This is a genomic window from Blautia sp. OF03-13 (genome assembly GCF_003460685.1).
Lineage (GTDB): Bacteria > Bacillota > Clostridia > Lachnospirales > Lachnospiraceae > Fusicatenibacter > Fusicatenibacter saccharivorans.
In genome coordinates this window covers 21,531-38,938 of record NZ_QTVR01000004.1, presented here as the reverse complement: position 1 = coordinate 38,938, position 17,408 = coordinate 21,531, and the positions used below count along the sequence as shown (strand labels likewise).

General features: G+C 47.7%; 16 protein-coding genes. 11 read left to right on the top strand and 5 right to left on the bottom strand.

What is annotated here, in order from left to right; translation table 11 throughout:
- The gene (locus DXA55_RS03935; protein WP_117813075.1) at positions 1 to 2,022 is read right to left on the bottom strand and encodes an oxidoreductase; all 2,022 of its coding nucleotides are present in this window, start codon (positions 2,020 to 2,022) and stop codon (positions 1 to 3) included.
- Between the two features lie 71 nt (positions 2,023 to 2,093).
- Complete coding sequence (locus DXA55_RS03930; protein ID WP_117813074.1) at positions 2,094 to 3,041, bottom strand: LysR family transcriptional regulator; 948 nt, start codon at positions 3,039 to 3,041, stop codon at positions 2,094 to 2,096.
- Positions 3,042 to 3,322: 281 nt separating this feature from the next.
- Here DXA55_RS03930 and DXA55_RS03925 point away from each other — a divergent pair, with 281 nt between their 5' ends.
- The 6 genes from DXA55_RS03925 to DXA55_RS03900 all read left to right on the top strand — a co-directional run bounded on the left by DXA55_RS03925 (position 3,323) and on the right by DXA55_RS03900 (position 9,298).
- A complete protein-coding gene (locus tag DXA55_RS03925) occupies positions 3,323 to 4,537 on the top strand; it encodes an MFS transporter (RefSeq protein WP_117813073.1) in 1,215 nt (404 codons plus the stop codon).
- Positions 4,538 to 4,645: 108 nt separating this feature from the next.
- Positions 4,646 to 5,407, top strand: a complete 762-nt coding sequence (aroD, locus tag DXA55_RS03920; RefSeq protein ID WP_117813072.1) for a type I 3-dehydroquinate dehydratase — start codon at positions 4,646 to 4,648, stop codon at positions 5,405 to 5,407.
- 104 nt (positions 5,408 to 5,511) lie between these two features.
- A complete protein-coding gene (locus DXA55_RS03915; RefSeq protein WP_117813071.1) occupies positions 5,512 to 6,144 on the top strand; it encodes a TRAP transporter small permease in 633 nt (210 codons plus the stop codon).
- On the top strand, positions 6,144 to 7,433 hold the full coding sequence (locus DXA55_RS03910) for a TRAP transporter large permease (protein ID WP_117804443.1): 1,290 nt from the start codon (positions 6,144 to 6,146) through the stop codon (positions 7,431 to 7,433). Before DXA55_RS03915 ends, DXA55_RS03910 begins: the two co-directional genes overlap by 1 nt.
- Before the next feature lie 16 nt (positions 7,434 to 7,449).
- Positions 7,450 to 8,481, top strand: a complete 1,032-nt coding sequence (locus DXA55_RS03905) for a TRAP transporter substrate-binding protein (protein ID WP_242998349.1) — start codon at positions 7,450 to 7,452, stop codon at positions 8,479 to 8,481.
- Positions 8,482 to 8,629: 148 nt separating this feature from the next.
- The gene (locus DXA55_RS03900) at positions 8,630 to 9,298 is read left to right on the top strand and encodes an SGNH/GDSL hydrolase family protein (RefSeq protein ID WP_117804442.1); all 669 of its coding nucleotides are present in this window, start codon (positions 8,630 to 8,632) and stop codon (positions 9,296 to 9,298) included.
- Here the strand turns inward: DXA55_RS03900 and DXA55_RS19485 are convergent.
- Positions 9,277 to 9,351, bottom strand: coding sequence for a DUF6783 domain-containing protein (locus DXA55_RS19485; protein ID WP_368249205.1), 75 nt, complete (start codon positions 9,349 to 9,351; stop codon positions 9,277 to 9,279). The genes DXA55_RS03900 and DXA55_RS19485 overlap by 22 nt on opposite strands.
- A 397-nt stretch (positions 9,352 to 9,748) precedes the next feature.
- Between DXA55_RS19485 and DXA55_RS03895 the strand changes: the two genes are divergently transcribed.
- From DXA55_RS03895 to DXA55_RS03885, 3 genes are all read left to right on the top strand, one after another.
- Positions 9,749 to 11,431: a phospho-sugar mutase gene (locus DXA55_RS03895; protein WP_117804441.1), complete on the top strand. Its 1,683-nt coding sequence runs from the start codon at positions 9,749 to 9,751 to the stop codon at positions 11,429 to 11,431.
- Between the two features lie 122 nt (positions 11,432 to 11,553).
- On the top strand, positions 11,554 to 12,114 hold the full coding sequence (locus DXA55_RS03890) for an RNA polymerase sigma factor (RefSeq protein ID WP_117804440.1): 561 nt from the start codon (positions 11,554 to 11,556) through the stop codon (positions 12,112 to 12,114).
- Complete coding sequence (locus tag DXA55_RS03885) at positions 12,111 to 13,565, top strand: serpin family protein (protein WP_117804439.1); 1,455 nt, start codon at positions 12,111 to 12,113, stop codon at positions 13,563 to 13,565. Before DXA55_RS03890 ends, DXA55_RS03885 begins: the two co-directional genes overlap by 4 nt.
- A gap of 61 nt (positions 13,566 to 13,626) precedes the next feature.
- Here DXA55_RS03885 and DXA55_RS03880 read toward each other — a convergent pair whose 3' ends face one another.
- The gene (locus DXA55_RS03880; RefSeq protein WP_117804438.1) at positions 13,627 to 14,811 is read right to left on the bottom strand and encodes an MFS transporter; all 1,185 of its coding nucleotides are present in this window, start codon (positions 14,809 to 14,811) and stop codon (positions 13,627 to 13,629) included.
- A 207-nt stretch (positions 14,812 to 15,018) separates the two neighbouring features.
- Here DXA55_RS03880 and DXA55_RS03875 point away from each other — a divergent pair, with 207 nt between their 5' ends.
- A complete protein-coding gene (locus tag DXA55_RS03875) occupies positions 15,019 to 15,957 on the top strand; it encodes an AraC family transcriptional regulator (protein WP_117804437.1) in 939 nt (312 codons plus the stop codon).
- A 74-nt stretch (positions 15,958 to 16,031) separates the two neighbouring features.
- Here DXA55_RS03875 and DXA55_RS03870 read toward each other — a convergent pair whose 3' ends face one another.
- Positions 16,032 to 16,727, bottom strand: coding sequence for a hypothetical protein (locus tag DXA55_RS03870; RefSeq protein WP_022461452.1), 696 nt, complete (start codon positions 16,725 to 16,727; stop codon positions 16,032 to 16,034).
- Positions 16,728 to 16,928: 201 nt separating this feature from the next.
- Between DXA55_RS03870 and DXA55_RS03865 the strand changes: the two genes are divergently transcribed.
- Complete coding sequence (locus DXA55_RS03865; RefSeq protein ID WP_117804436.1) at positions 16,929 to 17,375, top strand: MarR family winged helix-turn-helix transcriptional regulator; 447 nt, start codon at positions 16,929 to 16,931, stop codon at positions 17,373 to 17,375.
- Positions 17,376 to 17,408 lie beyond the last annotated feature (33 nt).

Sequence of the window (17,408 nt, the reverse complement as noted above, 5' to 3'; positions counted from 1 at the left end):
TTACTCAAGCGGCTCCAGATGCAGGTATCCCTGGGACTCCAGTACATTCAGGATAGCGCGGCCTTCCATGGTACCTTCCATGATGCGGCGTGCGCGGACGGAATCGCCGATGGTATAAATATAAGTATGGGTATCGGCGAATGCTTCCTGAAGCTCCGGCAGAATCGGGTTATTGGAGCGCATTCCAAGACAGTTGAATCCGTAATCGAAGGTGAGATCCTGGATGGTTCCGTCCGGAAGCTTTACGGTGAATGCATTTTCTTTTACTTCCTGAAGAGCAGTGTTGACATACTCTTTTACGCCGTATTTGTCGTGGGTCTCACGCATGGAGCATTTGGTGATCGGGTCTGCAAGCATACCGATCTGCGGCAGCATATCGATGATGGTGCACTCAGCTCCTCTTGGTGCGAAGTACTCGATAACGTCAAGTCCTACGGAACCGCCGCCGACTACAACGACTTTCTTGCCCTGACAGGCTTCTTCCGGATATTTTCCGGCGTTTACATTGTTGATCATACCAAAGATGGTATCTACGTTTCCGGCATCGATGTTCTCTTTCAGGCCTTTGATCGGCGGAACAAGCGGAACGGAACCAGTAGCATTGACAACGATGTCTGGTTTGAACTGTTTGATTTTATCTACGGTAGCTTCCGTGTTGAGGAATACATACAGGTTTTTCAGTCTTGCAGCTCTTGCCTCAAGGTATTTCGGGAAATCTTTCATACGGGTCTTGCTTGGAAGATCGGAGATGAAAGTGGAAAGACCGCCGATGTGATCGTTTTTCTCAAGTACGAAAACGTTGCATCCGACTTCTGCTGCGGTGCAGGCTGCTTCCATACCGGCAGTACCGGCGCCGACAACAACAACGTTACAGTTTTTGTTCACTTTCAGTGCTTTGTAAATATCGCCTTCCGGAACAGCCGGGTTTACGGTACAACGGATCGGGCGGTTGACGCCGATACGGTTTCCTGCACATCCGACGTTACAGGAGATACATTTCCGAAGAAGATCTTCCTCGCCGTTCTCTACCTTCTTTACCCAGTTCGGTTCAGCGATCAGGCCGCGTCCCATGCCGATGATATCTACATCACCGCTTTCGAGAACTTTTTCAACGATCTTCGGATCGCGGTAGTTACCAGCGTTGATCACAGGCTTTTTGAATTTATCTTTTACGGCTCTTGCCATGTAGGAACGCCATCCGTCCGGCAGGAAGTTGGAATCGATCTGATACTGCAGGGATGGGTTGAGGCCGCAGGATACGTCATACATATCTACGAACTCATCCAGGTACTCGAGGTACTCGAGGGTATCTTCCAGAGTATTTCCTCCCGGAACACGCTCCTCAGCAGAGATACGAACGATGATCGGGAACCACGGTCCGACGTTTTTGCGTACTTCTTCGAGTACCATGCGCGGGAAGCGCAGGCGGTTTTCTACAGAACCACCGAATTCATCGGTTCTTTTATTGTAATACGGGGAAATGAACTGGCTCATCAGGTAGGAGTGGCCGCAGTGGATTTCAATGGCATCAAAGCCGATGGCCTGCACACGTTTTGCAGCCTCGCCGTATTTTTTCACGGTTGTCATGATTTCTTCTTTTGTCATCGGGCGAGGGGTTTCTCCGCCGGCTTTTGTCGGGATGTTGGAAGAAGAAACGGTTTCCATACCGGTTCTTGCGGAAGATGCGGAAGCTCCGGCGTGGTTGATCTGAATTGCTACGGTAGCACCGTTTTTATGAAGATTTTCGACTAACTGATAGTAGCGCGGCATAAAGCTGTCGTGGTCGATACGGATCTGGCTGGTTCCGTTGGAACCGACCGGGTACTCGATGTTGGCGTTCTCCAGAATAATAAGACCAACGCCGCCTTTTGCGCGGAGAGAGTAATAATTCATATGACGGTTACTCATCTCACCGCTTGTCTCACCGTAGTTGGTTCCCATCGGGGTCATTGCAATACGGTTTTTAATCGTTGTTCGTTTGATGGTAATTGGCTCGAAAATTTTTGGGTAAGCACTCTTCATGAAAATTTCTCCTTATTCATTACATGAGCGGTAATCCTCTGTTTGTGACAAATCCATCATAACTCTTTCGACTAAAAATTAACAATATCTTTCAGATAAACTTTTGATACGTTTTCGCTATCGTTTCTGGACTCTTCGATAATGTCAGCGTGCTGTTTCATGTATTCGGTAAACCGTTCGACAGCCGGAAGCCGGTAGCGGTTCTTCATCCAGAACATAAAGGTCTGATGATAAATCTCGAGACCTTTCAGTGTGTGGATGCGGATACCGTCTGCCTGTTCCAGAATATCGGTTCGCGGCATGAGCGCGATGCCGAAGTTTTCGCGTACCAGTGCCACAATCGAATATTCATCCGGGCATTCCATGATAATATTCGGATGAAGCTGATATTTGCGGTAGAGATGACCGGTGTAGGCCCCCATCCAGGATGCGCGGTCGTAGCCGATCACCGGATAACGGGTAAGCTTTACAAGCGGAACCTCCGGTTCATCGGCAATCGGATGCTGTTCCGGGGACACGATGACAAGCGGCTGCTGGATCAACGGAAAAAACTCCATGTCGTCGCGCTTTAAAAAGCCGCCAAACCCAAGATCGAGTTCGCCGGATTTCACCTTCTGTGCAATGGCCGGGGTATGGTTCTGCCAGAAGCTAAAGGCAACGTTTTTGTTTTCTTCTTTGTCCAGAAAGGTGCGGACGTTGTGCGGAATATAATGTCCGGCAAGTGGAAAAATATAACCGATGTTGATTTTTCCGCCACCGGAGGCGAGTTCTTTCATCTTGCCTGCCGCAATGTCACAGTCGCCTGCGATCCGGTCTGCATGCTCCAGGAAAAGACGGCCGGCATTGGTAAGGACAACACCGCGCCCTTTCTTTTCAAACAGCGTGATTCCAAGCTCACTTTCAAGGGCGGCCATCGAACGGCTCAGGGATGGCTGGGAAATATAAAGCTCCTCTGCCGCCTGGTGATAATTTTCCAGCCGGGCGACCTTTCGGAAATAGAGAATCTGATTCAGTGTCATGTGGTTTTTCCTCCTGAAAAAATGGTTCCGTAAGAAAGTCTTTGCTTCCTCTTATTATGATAACTCAAGTATACCATATCAATGCATTCAATGCATTGATTTTTTCCTTTAAAAGCATTAGACCGCACACACTTTCACTGTTAAAATAAAGGCAAATGTTATTTTTTTAACATTCACGAAACTGGTAATCTGTTGTTTGTGACAAAACAAAAGGATGAACCGAACAGAGGAAAAAGACAATTTGACCTCAACACATGATCTATTTAAAAAGGAGAGAAACCATGAACAAGAAATACCTGCCAAGTGCATTAATTTTGTACTTGAACTACTTTATCCACGGTGTTGGATGCTCTATTCTGGGCCAGGCAGTCATCAAAGAGGCTCTGGCAGCAGCATGGGGAGTGGAAGCAATGGCAATTACCGCAATTTCCGCAGCACTCGGTCTTGGCCGTCTGATCGCACTGCCATTTGCAGGTCCTCTGTCCGACAAGCTCGGACGTCGCATTTCCACCGCAATCGGAAGTGCTTCTTATGCAATTTATCTGATCGGCCTTGCCCTTGCATTTAATGCAGGAACACACGGTGGTTATACCATCGCTTACGTATGCGCCATTATCGGCGGTATCGCAAACTCCTTTCTGGATACCGGTATTTACCCGGCAGTATCCGAAATTATTTACAAAGCTCCGGGCGTTGCTACTATGGGAATCAAATTCTTTATCGCAATCGCACAGATGCTGCTTCCATTTGTTCTTGGTGTAGCGGTTACTTCTACCGCAGCTGGCTTTACCTCCTACAATCCGTTATTCTATGGATGCGGAATTGCGTATATCGTACTTTTTGTACTGGTATTCCTGTTCCCGCTGCCAGATGCTGACCAGAAAGCATCCGGCAAAAAAGAGGGTCTGATCGACAGCCTGAAGCATACCCATTTTTCTTTCGAGTCCATCGCCATGATCCTGATCGGATTCACCTGCACCGGTACCTTCCAGCTGTGGCTGAACTGTGCGCAGAACTTTGCAAAAGAAAATGTAGGCTGGGCGAATCCGTCCATCATGCAGACCTATTATTCAGCAGGAACTATGCTGGCACTCGTTGTGACGGCATTCCTGACCAGAAAAATCAAAGACGTTCGTTTCATCGTTGTTTACCCGGCCATCTGCCTTGTAACCATGATCGCTGTCCTGATGGGACAGAGCAAACCGCTGATGATCGCCGGTGCTTTCATCATCGGATGGGCTGGTGCAGGCGGACTGCTTCAGATCGCAACTTCCGTTTGCAACATGCTGTTCCCGAAAATCAAAGGAACCGTAACCGCACTGGTTATGATCGCATCTTCTCTCTGCAACTACACCATCCTGACCGCAGCATCTAAAATGCAGCCGTCCGGCGTTATGACCATGAATATCGTTCTGACCGCAGTTGGTGTTGCACTTGGACTGTTTGTAAATATCCGCTATAAAAAAATGGTTGAACTTGTACAGCAGGACAATTAAAATGAGGTTAAGGATTGCGGAAGTACGAAGTACCAGGTAATCCGGACGTGAAAAAGAAAAGCCTGCAAAGAAAAGTCAGGGTTAAATTGAAGAAAGAAGGAAAAACACATGAATACAGTAAAAGTTCGTGATATTGAAATCGGTGCCGGCGCACCGAAAATCATCGTTCCGATCGTAGGTGTTACCAAAAACGATATCATCGAAGAAGCAAAAACCTTCCATTCGATTCCGGTTGATGTTGTAGAATGGCGTGTAGACTGGTTTGAAGGCGTATTCGACTTTGCGCAGGTAGAGGACGTGTTAAAAGACCTCCGCGAAGCACTCGGCAATATTCCGCTTCTGATGACGTTCCGTACCTCCAAAGAAGGCGGCGAAAAAGCTATCGAGCCGGCAACCTATGCGGAGCTGAACATCAAAGCAGCACAGACCGGATATGTAGATCTGATCGACGTTGAAATTTTTACCGGAGACGAGATCGTAAAAAAAATCATCGATGGTGCACACGCAGCAGGTGTAAAGGTTATCGCTTCCAATCATGATTTCTTCAAAACTCCTGCAAAAGCAGACATCATCTATAGATTGCGCAAGATGCAGGATATGAACGCAGATATTCCGAAGATTGCTGTTATGCCGCAGAACAGGAAAGACGTTTTGACCCTGCTTGCGGCAACAGAGGAAATGGCCACCAATTATGCGGACAGACCGATCATCACCATGTCTATGGCAGGCACCGGTGTAATCAGCCGTCTCTGCGGTGAGGTATTCGGTTCTTCCATGACCTTCGGCGCGGCAAAGAAAGCATCCGCACCGGGTCAGATGGGTGTGAATGATCTGAGCACCGTTCTGGATCTGCTTCACAAAGCCATGTAACCGTTTTTTCTTTAGGGGACACCGGTATTTTTAGCTTTGCTGTTGATGCCGATGTCCCTTTTGTATTATTGTTCTGTTATAAATTTAACGGAGGTATGCCTTTTATGAAGAGAATATTTCACTGGCTGGATGAAAATTTCGAAGAATTTCTTCTTGTGATCGGTCTGATTGCCATGACGCTGATCATGGGAGTCCAGGTTTTCTGTCGTTACGTTCTTGGCATGTCGCTGTCGTGGTCGGAAGAGCTGACCAGATATATTTTTATCTGGTGCGGTTTTTTAAGCGTCAGCTACTGCAGTAAGAAATGCCTTTCCATCAAGATCGAGCAGTTTGTTGCGATTTTCCCGCGGAGAGGAAAAGCCATCTTCAAAATTGTGAATCATACATTTGAACTGATTTTTTTCATCTATATGATTCCGTTTGCTTTTTCTTATATGATGTCGTCAGTTAAAAGCGGCCAGCTTTCCCCGGCCTGCAAAATTCCGATGTACTTTATCCAGGCAGCACCGCTCGTCTCCTTTGTGCTGGTTGCCTTTCGTGTTCTGCAGCGGTGGATGATCGAGTTCCGCGTGGCACGCGGCGAGAACGTTTTCGACCCGGCCCATCCGGAGCGCAATACGCCGGAATCCTTCATCGAGGCAAATGCCGGAGCAGATAACGCCACAGAAAATGCCCTGAACGCGGGTATCGACAACCGCATTCATACGATTAAAAATTCAAACGAGGAGGAACGCTAATGCCGGTCGTAGTATTATTTTTGATTTTTGTCGCATTGCTGGTCATCGCTGTTCCGGTATCGATTACCCTTGGAATCACATCTGTGCTTCCATCGGTGTTTGACCCGTCCTTTACGGTAGGAGCCAAATATCTGATCCGTGCCATGTTCGGAGGTCTCGATTCCTTCCCCCTGCTGGCAGTTCCGATGTTCGTCCTCTCCGGTATCATCATGGCTAAGGGAGGCATCTCCAAAAAACTGTTTGATGTCTTTGCCTATTTTCTCGGAAAATTCACCGCAGGTATGCCGTGCGCCGTTATCGTCACCTGCCTTTTCTATGGTGCGATTTCCGGTTCCGCTCCGGCGACCGTTGCTGCTGTCGGAAGCATGACAATCCCGATTCTGACTACTCTTGGTTATGATCTGACATTCTCCACAGCGATTGTGGCAGTTGCCGGCGGCCTTGGCGTTATCATTCCCCCGAGTATTCCGTTCATCATGTACGGTATGGCTTCCGGTGCTTCGGTCAGTGACCTGTTCCTTGCCGGAATTGTACCGGGTCTGATGATCGGTCTGCTGCTGATGCTTTATGCCATCTATCACTGCAAACGGTACGGGGAGGATAGGGAGAAGATTTATGCAGAAGTCAAAACGTTGCATGACAAAGGTTTGCTTCGCGTTTTAAGAGAGAGCTTTTTTGCATTACTTAGCCCGGTGATTATCCTCGGCTGTATCTACAGCGGCGTTGCTTCCCCGACCGAGGCGGCTGTTATCTCCGTATTCTATGCATTGATCATCAGCCTTTTTGTGTACAGGAGTATCCGCATCCGCGACATCTGGTCCATTCTGGTTGAGGCGATTCGCACCTTTACTCCGATCCTGTTCATCCTGGCGGCATCGACAGCATTTTCCCGTGTCCTGACGCTGATGCAGGTGCCGCAGACGGTCAGTGAGTTCATTCTGAACAACTTCCACAGCCCGGTTGCGATCCTTCTGATCATCAACGTATTCCTGCTGATTGTCGGAATGGTGATGGATACCACACCGGCAATCCTGATTCTGACCCCGATCCTGCTGCCGATCGTACAGGCAATCGGTATGGATCCGATTCAGTTTGGTGTGATCATGGTTGTCAACCTGGCGATCGGCTTCGTAACACCGCCGATCGGCGTCAACCTGTTCGTGGCAAGCTCCCTGACCGAGGTTCCGGTCATGCAGATCGCAAAGAAGGCTATGCCGATGATCGGTTTCTTCCTTGCGGCACTGCTGCTGATTACGTTTATTCCGGCGATTTCGATTGGAATTTTATAGGGAGGAGCGAAGGACAATGAAAAAGATGACAAAAAAGAAAAAGCTTTTCCGAAAAGTGACGGCACTTGCCGCTGTCATTGCGCTTGGCGCATCGCTTGCCGGCTGCGGCTCCTCCGGAGAAGAGACGACACAGCGCTATTCCTGGCCGCTGGCAACGGCGAGCCCGGAGGACACGGTAACACAGATCTTTGCCGAGAAGTTCGCGGAAGAGATTTCAGAGCTGAGCGATGGAAGGATGAAAATTCAGGTTTACGCAAACTCAACGCTCGGCGGCGACCGCGATTTGCTGGAAACGTGTGCCGACGGCGATATTCCGTTTGTCGTACAGAATACGGCACCGCAGGTTTCCTTTATGGGTGATCTTGCCGTGTTTGATTTGCCGTGTGTGTTTGATTCTCTCGATGAATGCCGTGAGAAGATCGATAATCCGGAGTTTTACGAGCTGATCAGCAATGTTTATACGGAGGGAGGCTATCACCTGCTCGGTATGGCAGATCAGGGATTTCGTGTCATGAGTACGAATAAGCCGGTTTACAGCTTTTCGGATTTCAAGGGTCAGAAGATCCGTACCATGGAGAACAGCTACCATCTGGCATTCTGGAAAGCCATCGGTGCCAACCCGACGCCGATGAGCTTCAGTGAGGTTTACATCGGCCTGCAGCAGCACACGATTGATGCACAGGAGAACCCGTATGAGGTCATCGTTTCGAATAACCTGTATGAGCAGCAGGATTACGTAGTGGAGACGAACCATCTGCCGCATCTGATTTCCCTGATCGTCAACGATGATTTCTTCCAGGATCTGCCTGCAGACGAGCAGGAGATCATGACAGAGGCCGCAAAGATTGCGACCGAGTACGCAAGAGAGCAGTCCGATGCCCGTATTGTCGACAAGATCGCGAAAATCGAGGAGAGCGGAACGAAGATTCTGACACTCGATGACCAGACAAGAGCTGACATCCGCGAGGCATCCCAGAGCGTGTATGAGTCGATCAAAGAGAATATTGATCCGGCGATTTACAATGCGTATATGGATGGAATTGAGTAAGAAAAGAAAATGAAATTCCCGGCTGAGGGGCACTGAAAAACAGTGTTTCGCGGCCGGATTTTTTTACACAAAATTTGCCTTGCACGGTCGAAACTGTAAGACTATAATGGGTTCAGATGGTTTTTCTAAATTTATGGGAGGCAAAAAAATGATTTTTAAACACATGGACCGGATTGTATTTGCAGGGGATTCCGTAACGGATATGGAGAGTGCACAGCCGGTGGGGGAAGGTTTATTTGAAAATGTCGGAAAGAGTTATGTCCGAATCGTCGAAAACATGCTTGCAGCATTCTACCCGGAGGTATATCTCCGCGTGACAAACTCCGGTATCGGCGGAAACACAAGCCGTGACCTGCTGCAGCGCTTCGACCGCGATGTCGTATCATTAAAACCAGACTGGGTATCCATCTGCATCGGCATCAACGACGTCTGGAGACAGTTCGACAGCCCGGCCATCCCGGACGAGCAGGTATCGCCGGAGGAGTACCGTTCCAACGTCGAAAAGATGATTCTTTCCGTAAAAGATAATGTAAAAGGAATTTTCCTCATGACCCCATACTACATGGAGCCAAATGGGGAGGACTGGATGAGAAAACGCATGGACACCTACGGCGCGATCTGCAGCGAGCTGGCTGAGAAATACGGCTGCCGCTTTATCGACCTGCAGGCCGTCTTCAACGATTACTTCCAGTACCGCCATTCCTCCTACATCGCCTGGGATCGAATCCATCCGAACCAGATCGGCGCTACAGTGATCGCACGGGCATTTCTGGAAAAATGCGGATTCGACTATAATCACAGACCGGAGCATGCTTGAAAAACCATTTCCGCAATCTGAAAGCGCCACTTTGCGGTATGGCTTGCCCTCATAAGGCAGACAAAAAGCGGGAATCGTTATTGGGGTCCTCGCTTTTTCTTTGTCCTGTTCTGTCTGAAAACGGCGGATAGAGTCGAAAAACAGAGAAAAACCGAGGTAAAATTTTGCTTAAATTACCAAAAATAATTGCTGTTTTGGGACAGTTATGGTATATTATGACTATACATACATTTATGTGGCGCTACATGGGGACATAAGAGTGAGACATAAAAGAAAGGTAACTATTCAGAACCCCATCTCGACTCCGCTTGCGCTGCATCTCGATGTTGCTTCTCGCCATATGAAATTCCAGAAAACCGCGCATTCATGCAAGCATGATTCACGATTTTCTTCTCTTTCGCATGGCGCTGAATAGTTACAAATAAAGAATAGAACAGGAGAAAAAAAGATATGTATCTGGAAGAGTATAAGAGATGGCTGGCAGCTGATCTGGAAGACGCAGATCTGAACCCGGAGCTGGCACGGATTGAAGGAAACGATGAGGAGATCAAGGACCGTTTTGCTGTATCTCTGAAATTCGGAACCGCAGGACTTCGTGGTGTACTTGGCGCAGGAACAAACCGTATGAATATCTATGTAGTGCGTCAGGCAACACAGGGCCTTGCAAACTGGGTAAAAACACAGGGCGGAAACCAGACCGTAGCCATTAGCTATGACAGCCGTATCAAGAGCGATGTTTTCGCAAAAACAGCAGCAGGCGTTCTGGCTGCAAACGGAATCAAAGTCAGAATTTACGATGCACTGATGCCGGTACCGGCACTTTCCTTTGCAACCCGTTACTATAACTGCAATGCAGGTATCATGGTAACTGCATCCCACAACCCGGCAAAATACAACGGCTACAAAGCCTACGGCCCGGACGGATGCCAGATGACCGATGATGCTGCAGCAATCGTATACGCAGAGATTCAGAAAACCGATATCCTGACCGGCGTAAAATATATGTCGTTTGCACAGGGAGTAGAAGAGGGACTGATCCGTTTCGTCGGCGATGACTGCAAGAATGCACTGTACGAAGCCATCGAATCCCGTCAGGTTCGTCCAGGCCTCTGCAAGACCGCTGGACTGAAACTCGTTTACAGCCCGCTGAACGGATCTGGTCTTGTACCGGTTACCCGTGTATTAAAAGACATCGGCATCACTGATATCACCATCGTTCCGGAGCAGGAGTATCCGAACGGATACTTCACCACCTGCAGCTATCCGAACCCGGAAATCTTTGCTGCACTGGAAAAAGGCCTGGATCTTGCAAAAGAGACCGGCGCAGACCTGATGCTGGCAACCGACCCGGATGCAGACCGCGTTGGTATCGCCATGAAATGCCCGGATGGAAGCTATGAGCTGGTAACCGGAAACGAAGTCGGCGTTCTGCTTCTCGACTACATCTGCGCAGGCCGCATCGAGAAAGGCACCATGCCGGAGAAACCGGTTGCTGTAAAATCCATCGTGTCTACACCGCTGGCAGATGCAGTTGCAGAGCACTACGGCGTAGAGCTCCGCAGCGTTCTGACCGGATTCAAATGGATCGGCGATCAGATTGCAAACCTGGAGGCAGACGGCGAAGTAGACCGCTTCATCTTCGGATTCGAGGAGAGCTACGGATACCTGGCTGGCCCGTATGTAAGAGATAAAGACGCAGTCATCGGCTCCATGCTGATCTGCGAGATGGCAGCTTACTACAGAAGCATCGGAAGCTCTCTGAAACAGAGACTGGAAGAGATCTATGCCGAGTATGGCCGCTACCTGAACAAAGTAGACAGTTTCGAGTTCCCGGGACTTAGCGGAATGGACAAGATGGCCGGTATTATGGATGGCCTTCGAAAAGAGCCGCTGACCGAGATCGCAGGTTCCGCTGTTGTCAAAGTAACCGATTACGAGAAACCGGAAGAAACAGGACTCCCATCCGCAAACGTTCTGATCTACAAACTGGCAAACGGTGAAACCGTCATCGTCCGCCCGTCCGGAACAGAGCCGAAAATCAAAGTATACTACACAACACTTGGTAAGGATCTGGCAGAGGCAGAAGCAGAGAAAGAAAAACTCGCAGAGGCTTTGAAACCGATTCTGGCATAAAGAAAATAAAAGAATAGAAGGGCGTGGCTTTGGTCACGCCCTTTTTTGAACCGAAATTTCTTTTGAAAAGTGTAAGATTTTCTGCAAAATGGCGTGATGATAGATGAAAGGGGGATTTCCATATGGAGGATACTCATATTGTCCAAATGTACTGGGACAGGAACGAAACAGCGATCAGCGAGTCTGCGATGAAATATGGTACATACTGTACGTCCATTGCACAGAATATTCTGCAGAATCCGGCGGATGCAGAAGAATGTGTCAACGACACTTGGCTTCACGCGTGGAACGCTATGCCGCCGCACCGGCCGTCTCTGTTATCCACATTTCTTGGAAAAATAACGAGAAATCTTTCGTTTGATCTGTATCGAAAAATGCATCGCAAAAAACGCGGAGGAAGTCAGATGGATGCAGTATTGGACGAGCTGGAAGAATGTGTTTCGGGGAAAGATGATATTGAGCGGCAGTGGGAGATGAAAGAACTGATCGCGGAGATCAATCAGTTTCTGCAGAAGCTGCCGGAGGAGAAACGATGCATGTTTGTCCTGCGGTACTGGTATGTAGACAGTATCGGTGAAATCGCGGAGCGGCTGGGAAGAAGTGAAAATTATATTTCAGTTTCATTAAACCGGATCCGTGGAAAATTGCATACACACTTGACGGAAAGGGGGTTCGAATTATGAAGAAAGAAGAATTGTTTGAAGTGCTGGGAAATCTGGAGCCTGGTATGGTGGAAAAAGCACGGAGTGATCGCCACCCGCGGAGAGGCGTATGGAAAAAATGGACGGCCGCCGCAGCCTGCGCGGTGATCATCGGCGGAGCTGTGCTGGGGGTTGCGACATGGAGAAACGGTCGGGAGGGTTCTGCAGTCCGTTATCCGTCGGGGGTAACGACGGTTCTGGCGGCTTATCCGGCATCTGTGGAGCGGACAATGGATGCACAGAAATTCATGGAAAGCGATGCACACTGGGACTGGTGGGATTCGTACCGGGAGTTGACAGCAAAATCAGCAGAACTGCAGTCGGGAATAGATGCATATTATCAGAACCTGATGAAACAAATGCTGGTTTCAGAGGATGAAAATACCGTCTGCTCGCCGATCAATCTGTATATCGCGTTTGCGATGCTGGCGGAAACTTCGGATGGAAATACGCGGCAGCAGATTCTGGATATGCTTGGTGCGCAGGACATGGACACCTTACGGGAAAATGTTTCTTCACTCTGGGAAAGCAATTATGCAGACACGCCCGCGCTGAAAAGTGTGCTGGCAAATTCGCTGTGGCTGGATGGTGAGGAAACATACAATGACACAACGCTGCAGCGGCTGGCGGAACAGTATTATGCATCGACCTTCCGTGGGACTCCTGGATCGGAAGAGATGAATCAGGCCCTGCGGACCTGGACGGATGATAATACCGGAGGGCTTTTAAAAGAATACACCGAAAATATGGCGATTGCCCCGGAAACGGTATTTGAACTGGTATCAACCATCTATTATAAGGCGATGTGGAGGGAAAATTTCTGGGAAGTGAATACAGAGAAGGAAACCTTCCACGGAGCTGCGGGAGATACCACTGTGGACATGATGAAGAAAACGGAATGGATGGATGTCTACCAGGGCGAACATTTCCGTGCAGTCAGCCTTAGCCTTCAGGACAGCGGCTCCATGTATTTCCTGCTTCCGGATGAAAATACCGATGTCAATGAACTGGTATCGGATCCGGATCTGATGAAGGTTATACGGCGGGATGAAAGCAGTGATAACTGGTATTCCCCTATGGTGAACCTGTCTGTTCCTAAATTTAAAGTATCGGAAAAAACAGACCTGATCGAAACGGTGCGCGCACTAGGTGTAACGGATGCGCTGGATGCAGATCTGGCAGATTTCAGCCCATTAACAGGGGACAAAGAGAATTTATACCTGAGCAAAGCAGACCACGCCGCCATGCTTGAAATCGACGAAAACGGAGTAACCGGAGCAGCGTATACAGAACTTGGCGTTTCAGAAGCCGCAGCAGAAATACCGGACGACGAAATCGACTTTGTACTGGATCGTCCATTCCTGTTTCTTGTCACGGGGCAGGACGGATCGATTCTGTTTTCGGGAGTTGTGAGAAATATTGCAGAGACATGAAAAAAGGAGTCGGACTGTCCGGCTCCTGTGTCTGAGACACGTTACAGTATCTCTTCGGTGCTTATTTTTGCTCTGCGTTCCTTTGTCGGAGCAGAAAAACAGACAAAATCAGTACAGCAGGGAAAATGCAGCCGGCCAGCATACCTGCCTTCAGATCGTCGCCGGTGTTTTGTGTGACAAATCCAATAACAAATGGGCCAATGGAACCGCCCATATCTCCGGCCATGGCGAGAAGTGCGAACAGTGCAGTTCCGCCGAGTGGAATTTTAGAGGATGAAATACTGATGGTTCCCGGCCACATAATTCCTACGGAGAAACCACACACAACGCAGCCTGTAAGATTTAAAAGAGGATATGGTGCGAGAGCTGCAGCCAGATAACAGATCAGGCAAAGTGTACCGGATGCGATCATAAATTTTGTTAAGTCAATTTTTTCCCCGTATTTACCATAGAAGGTTCTGCTGATGCCCATCATCACAGCAAACAGGCACGGTCCTGCAATGTCTCCAATGCTTTTTGAGAGACCTAATGCAGACTCGGCATAAGCGGAAGCCCATTGCGCCATCGAAATCTCGCTTGCTCCGGCGCAGACCATAAGAACAAGGGAAATCCAGAAAATGGGAAGACGGCACAGCTGACGAATGGTAAGTCCTTCTTCGCTTCCGGTGAGTGATTCAATCGGGCAGGAAAGGAAATTAAACGTATTGTACAGTGGAAGTACAGCCCAGATACATGCGAGGATCGGCCAGCGTTCCATACCAAAAACTGCCAGAAAAGCAGTGGAGAGTAAGATGACGCCTACAGACCCCCAGCAGTAAAAGGAGTGAAGCAGACTCATAACGCTGTCCTTATTGTCAAACGGACAAGCCTCTACGATTGGGCTGACAAGAACCTCAATCAGTCCGCTTCCGGCGGCATAGATCATGGCACTGAGCAAAATTCCTGCATAGGCATTTGGCAGAATATTGGGCAGAAAGGCAAGTCCAATCAGGCCGCAGGCGGAAAGAATTTCAGAAGCAACGACACACCTGCGATAACCGATTTTATCGACATATCTGGCACAGAACAAATCGACAAGAAGTTGTGTGAAAAAGAATACTGTCGAGATAAACGCAATTTTTCCAAGAGAAATATGGTAAGTTCTGTGAAAGGTAAGAAATAGTAAAGGTGCAAAATTTGCAGAAATTGCCTGCGTGATAAATCCAAGATAACAGGCAATTAAGGTTTTGTGGTAGTTCTTTTTCATGATGATATACTCCGTTTTTTAAAATGGCAGAACTGCTGCGGCCGTAGTGTTCGTTTCGTTGCCGTTCACCGTGTTCCATGGAGCGACAACGATTCTTTTTGTATAATAACGTAAAATAGTGTCGCTTTCACTGGAATATATCGTCTGTTTATTGTATAATATCGTAAAATAGAGAGGGGCGTGCCTGAAAAACGGAGGCGGGGAAAGATGGAATTTAATACATTTTATAGCAAGATCCAAACGGATGAAACCATGATGGAAACGATACAGCATGGAAACAGTGAATATCCGTTTCAATTGTATTACGACGATCTTGCGTTGTTTGATTTTCATTGTGTAGAATGGCACTGGCATGTGGAGTTTGAGTTTGTTTTTGTACAGGAGGGAACAGCAACCTTCTGGGTTGGCGAAAAGCAGTTTTCACTGGGACAGGGAACGGGCATTTTTATTAACTCAAAGATTTTGCATCGCTATTTTTCTGAAGGCCATGCGATTGTGCCAAATTTCGTTCTGAAACCGACATTTCTCGCTTCGGCAGACAGCCTGATTTACAAAAAATACATTGCACCGATACAGGCGTGTAAGGTGGACTGCATTGTCTTTTGCAGGGAAATAAAATGGCAGGCAGAAGCACTGGAGCTCATGCAGAAAATTCTCAAAGCGCAGGAATCAGACAAAGACCGGGAACTGGTTACTTTATTTCTGACGCAGGAATTGTGGCACTTGCTTTATTTGCACATGGATTCGGAAGTGCTGCAGAAAAAAAGAGAAAATACGGCATCCTCACAGGGAAGAACACAGCTGATGATGCAATATATTCATCAAAATTTCCGACAGAATCTTACCTTGGAGGATATTGCCGGGCAGGCTATGGTGAGCAAGAGTACGGCATTGAATCTGTTCCGAAGATATCTTCACGATACGCCGGTGCATTATCTGGTGAAGTATCGTCTGCAGGAGGCTGCAAAGCTTCTGGCCACGACGGAGAAAAAGATAACTGTAATTTCCGGCGAGACGGGATTTGAAAATATGGATTATTTTTGCAAGACATTTAAGAAATATTATGGGAGGACACCAACGGAATATCGAAGAAAAAAACAAATGGATACGGATGACAGAGAATGGATCGTTCAAGATGTAGTGTAAGAGGAAACGAAAAAATTACATTCTGAAAAAGGAGCGGAATCTGGTGTGGGTTCTGCTCCTTTTTAAATGGAAAATTATGGAATATACTTATTCGGCACAGCCAAAAACTCTTCTACATATTGCTCCAGTGCCGCAAGCAGTTCTTCAAGCGGAAAGACCTTCAGATCCTGCGCAGCTTCCGGCGGGACGGAGAGGAAGTGATGGAGGAGGTCAAGTACCTGTTGGACGTTCTCATATTGAATTTCTGTGATTCCAGGGTTCGTGACGTTAGGATTGAGATCGAGCGGGATGCAATAGCGGTTGACAAGATATGTATTCATTCGTGTATAGTCCCCGTAATAATACTCCTCCGTGAGATATCTGGAAAAAGGAATGGATGTCCGCGATTTTTTGATATAAACCGTTGCAATCTCATCTCTCATATCTGTAATTTCCCCATCCGCATTATAAAATTCCACAATCTGAGGAATGAAATCCTTAAAAAATTTCCGGTCAATATAAAGATGAAAATAATATCCCAGTGCGCTCGAATCTGGCAGAAGTGAACGGTATTTCGCTGTAAACCGTGTAAGATCCGGGAATACCATCATTTTTTCGCGGTAAAGCGGATCGCGGAAATGGGAGGATTCTTTCTGCTGCGTCGCATCCGGCAGAAGATTTCCGATCAGAAAATCATTTACCGATGAAATCGGATATGGAAAATCCGGGTGGGACGGGAGGTGCTTTAACAGCATTTGGGCTGCGGTGAGATGTAAAATAAAACCTGGCATGGGAATGAAGATGTCCTTTCGTATTTGCTTCTAATCTAAACAAAATGGCAGCGTTTGTCAAATTCTATTTGAGTAGCGTAAATTCTAAAAAAAACATAAACACCGGCAAATTTCTTGACATGGAAATTTGCCGGTGTTATTATTTAACACGCGTAAATAAATAACACTGTTAAGTATTTGCACAAAAAGGAGGGGGATAATATGAAGGATGCATTTGAAAAACTGTTTCGTGCGGTGCACCAGTTTAAAAAACTGAACGTATCAGACCTGATTCCGGGACTCAGCAGTTCCGAATTTTCCGTTATGGGTGCGATTTTGCAAATGGGAGAAAACGGAAAAATTACAAGCTCAGAGCTGGCGGCGAAGACCAAAACACTTCCGCCGGCTGTGTCGCGCACACTGCGCGGACTGGAAGAAAAAGGATATGTAGAGCGGAGCGTTGACAAAAAAGACCGCAGAAATACGTATATCAGTCTGACAGAGAAGGGCTGGAAAAAGGGGGAAGAGGTACGGGACAGAATGCAGGACTTTGGCTGCTCTGTGATGTCACAGTTAAAGGAAGAGGATATAGATCAGCTGGTTGATTATCTGGATCGTATCTATGAGATCGCAGAAAAAGAAATTGACACCCGAAAACGACAGAATTAGTGTGCCGGCAAGCTGGTACACAAAAAAAGACAG